Source organism: Lactonifactor longoviformis DSM 17459, from assembly GCF_900129135.1.
Classification (GTDB): Bacteria; Bacillota; Clostridia; order Lachnospirales; family Lachnospiraceae; genus Lactonifactor; species Lactonifactor longoviformis.
The window spans coordinates 1-3524 of sequence record NZ_FQVI01000066.1 but is presented as its reverse complement, the minus strand read 5'-3'; the positions used below and the strand labels follow the sequence as shown (position 1 = coordinate 3524).

General features: G+C 41.8%; 3 protein-coding genes and 2 tRNA genes. All 5 read left to right on the top strand.

Annotation, left to right across the window (positions count from 1 at the left end; genetic code table 11):
- The first annotated feature begins 53 nt into the window (after window positions 1-53).
- Window positions 54-123, top strand: a tRNA-OTHER gene (locus BUA56_RS23135).
- Window positions 124-196: 73 nt separating this feature from the next.
- Window positions 197-269 (top strand) — tRNA-Asn (locus BUA56_RS22405).
- A 200-nt stretch (window positions 270-469) separates the two neighbouring features.
- Window positions 470-901: a hypothetical protein gene (locus tag BUA56_RS22400; protein ID WP_072854967.1), complete on the top strand. Its 432-nt coding sequence runs from the start codon at window positions 470-472 to the stop codon at window positions 899-901.
- A gap of 345 nt (window positions 902-1246) precedes the next feature.
- Window positions 1247-2950, top strand: coding sequence for a phage terminase large subunit (gene terL, locus BUA56_RS22395; protein WP_072854966.1), 1704 nt, complete (start codon window positions 1247-1249; stop codon window positions 2948-2950).
- Window positions 2951-2969: 19 nt separating this feature from the next.
- Window positions 2970-3473, top strand: coding sequence for a sigma-70 RNA polymerase sigma factor region 4 domain-containing protein (locus tag BUA56_RS22390; RefSeq protein WP_072854965.1), 504 nt, complete (start codon window positions 2970-2972; stop codon window positions 3471-3473).
- The last annotated feature ends 51 nt before the right edge of the window (window positions 3474-3524 follow it).

The window sequence follows — 3524 nt, the reverse complement described above, 5'->3', positions numbered from 1 at the left end:
ATGGCAGACAAAAGAACCGCAACAGTGAATGGTTAACTTGGGCCATTCACTTAGGGGGCATAACTCAATGGTAGAGCGGCGGTTTTAATCCGCATGATTCCGGTTCAAATCCGGATACCCCGATTATTGGAGTAAAGTACAGTGGAGGTGTAATTGTGACCAATATGCAAATTACTAGTATGTAAGCTCCAATTATTGGCATATAGCTCAGTTGGTAGAGCGTCCGGCCGTTAACCGGGTTGTCGCAGGTTCAAGCCCTGCTATGCCAGTTTGGACAGAAAGTGCATTTATTGCAGTAACCGGTCAATGCTGCATTATATGCCGGGGAACCATGGATGTTATTATTCCATGCTCCGGGTTCAAGTCCCGGCTGTCCGTTTTGTACGTTGGTAATTGAATATTGATGGTTTGTAGAGTATAATAATTAGCATAGGTTTTGAATTTGAAAACCACGCATAGGAGAAAGAAAATGAAAATACTTTTATCCACTTTTTTAACAATTGTTAGCGGCTCACTTGTTTTTATTGTTGGACAGATTGTTGTTGAGTGTTATGTTAAGCCAATGCAAGAATATAAATCAATTAAATCTGAAATTAGCTATATTCTTGTATATTATGCAAATGTGTTTATGAATCCAGTCAATAAGGCGGAGGACAATTTTTTTACGGATACTTGGCAAACATTATATGATGAAGCAAGTAAAGAGCTAAGAATAGCTGCTTCAAAACTAGCAGGGTTTAAGCAACGTAAACCGTTTTTTGTTAAGAAGGATAAAGTTGAAATGGCACAGTCTGCACTAATAGGGTTATCAAATGGATTATTCACTTCTGATGTATTTAGGCAGGTTGAACGAAATGAAAAAATGCGAAGGGAGATATGTGAGGGACTAAATCTTAAATAACTTACCAACCATCAATATTCGATGGTTGGTTTTTTATTACAAAAATTAGGAGGAAGCCCATGGACTACATCATAACTATAATATTAATAATCGTATTTTTAATAAATATTATTGTTTCTATTTGGAGCACAAAGAAAAATTTAAAGGAAGAAAGGCTTAAATCGGTTGCCATTTATCGGCTGTCAAAAGAGATTAAGCGGCACAACGATGCAAAATGTTGATATAACGACTTATTATAGACTCAGTAGCAACCAAATAACATGGAATCAATAAATTAATTAGTATATACCACCGGCTATCACCAGAGATAGTCGCTAACCTGTAACAGTTAAAGGAAGTGGAGGCATGGCAGATTTAAAGAAACATCTACAGATTATCCGGGCGCTACATAAGAGGGACCTCAACCAATATGATAACCTCTCAATGCTCATGGATATGGTCCTGGCGGTCAAAGACGAAGACATAGAGTTGGCAAAGGATGAGGCGCAGTTCGTCAAACGGAAAGCAGCAATCGGCACCAGAGGCAGGGCGGAGGTCAAACGATTTGCGGACCTGTACTGGAAGTCCATGCTGTTTTTGGCGCAGAACCGGGATCTAGACTCATATTTGCTATATCTGGAAAAGGACCGGGATCCGGAAGAACGCTTTTATCTCCCTCGGCGCGAACAGCTTCGTCAGCACGGCATCGTACAGGCCCTGCAGAAACTTATTGATGATGAGATTGATATTTTATCTATATCTTGCCCGCCAGGTATCGGGAAGACAACTCTGGCCGAGATGTTCTTATCCGGTTGGATAGGATGGAATCCAGACCTGTGCAACCTTTTCTCTTCTCATTCCGGTCACGTCACCCGGATGGTCTATGATGTAATCTGCAATATCATTGGTGTAGGCTTGAAACCTGGGCAGGTAGCTGAGTATTGCTGGCGGGACATTTTCCCGGATGTTCAGATTGAGAACGTCAATGCCAAAGAAGAAACAATTAATCTCGGCAAGTTCAAACCATTTAAGTCTATAACGTTCCGTGCGCTTGGAGCCTCCCAAACAGGTGTTACCCGTGCTGAAGGATTGCTTTACTGCGATGACTTGTGCTCAGGCATCGAGGAAGCTTTGTCTAAAATCCGTCTGGATAAGCTTTGGACAAAGTACAGCACTGACCTAAAGACACGTAAAAAGCAGGGGAAGAAAGGCAAAAAGTGTAAGGAACTCCATATCGCAACCCGGTGGTCCGTATGGGATGTAATTGGGCGTATACAGAATATTTATCGCGGGAACGACAGGTGCGTTTTTATCTCCGTTCCAGATATTGACCCGGCATCAGGAAAGAGCAACTGGAATTTTAAATACGGTGTTGGATTCGATGAAGACTATTTCGAGGACATTGAGCAATCCCTGGATGATATTACATATAAGTGTCTGTACAAGAATGAACCGGTGGAGCGTGAGGGGATTCTTTATGAACCTGATAAGCTGCGGCGGTACTATGGTGTGCTGCCAGATAAAGAGCCAGATGCCATTCTGGCAATTTTGGACCCTAAAGGAACGGGAACCGACTATAATGCGCTTGGTGTGTTTTATCAGTACGGTCAGGACTACTACCTGCATGACTGTGTATTCCAGAATATTGACCCTTACAAACTGGACGACATGAATGCCGATTGTCTCGTAAGAAACAACACCCAGATTTGCCAGGTTGAGTCAAACAAAGAGGGTGTCAGAACAGGAGATGTCCTCCAGGCCAATATCAAAGAGCGTGGTGGACGTTGCAGTGTCGATAAAAAATACACCTCAACCAATAAGGAAACTCGAATTATCGTCAATAGCCCATGGGTTATTGAGCATGTTATCTTCCGGGCGCCCAAGACACCGGAGAATCCAGATGGATATGAAGTAAAGTCTGATTACGGACAGATGATGAGTTGGGTGTGTGCGTACAGCCAGTTAGTAAGAAACCCGCATGATGACGGACCGGATATGTTGGCGATGCTGGCGGTTCGGGAAAGCGGAGGCGGCACAGCAAAAGCCGAACCTATGCAAAGACCATGTTAATTTAGGAGGAATACGGGATATGATTTTAACCAGAGAATTTTTTGCAAACTATAAGTACCTTGGTAGCATGATTAAATCTATGGAGCGCAGGCTTAGGTACTTTGAAAAGCATCCACTTACTTCCGAACATGGTGTAGTTAGAGGTTCTATGGGAGTTTTCCCGTACGCAGAATGTCATTTTGTGGTTTCGGGTGCAAGTGTAAAATCGAGTTCTGAGCGTGAAGATACTATAAAGCAGTTGATAATAGATTTGACAGCGAACAAGCGACTGTACGAAGACATGAAACTGGATATTGAATCATTTGTAGAAAATTCGGAACTTTTCAATTTGGAGGAAAGGACAATTTTCCGGCTTAAATTCATAGATGACATGAAAGATAGGGAAATTGGGGAAGAATTAGGATATGACAGAAGTACAATATCTAAGAAAATAGAGGACATTTTGAATAAAATCCCAGATAGTTACAGTGACGCCGAAATTTACTCTATGTTGAGGAAAGTTTCACCCAATTCACATTTATAAAATGTTATTATGCTATTAGTGAAAAGTATGTAAGGCACCGGAATCCAACCC

Coding starts and splice junctions, on each gene's coding strand:
- BUA56_RS22400 (WP_072854967.1), top strand. CDS start 470: ATGAAAATACTTTTATCCACTTTTTTAACAATTGTTAGCGGCTCACTT.
- BUA56_RS22390 (WP_072854965.1), top strand. CDS start 2,970: ATGATTTTAACCAGAGAATTTTTTGCAAACTATAAGTACCTTGGTAGC.
- terL (WP_072854966.1), top strand. CDS start 1,247: ATGGCAGATTTAAAGAAACATCTACAGATTATCCGGGCGCTACATAAG.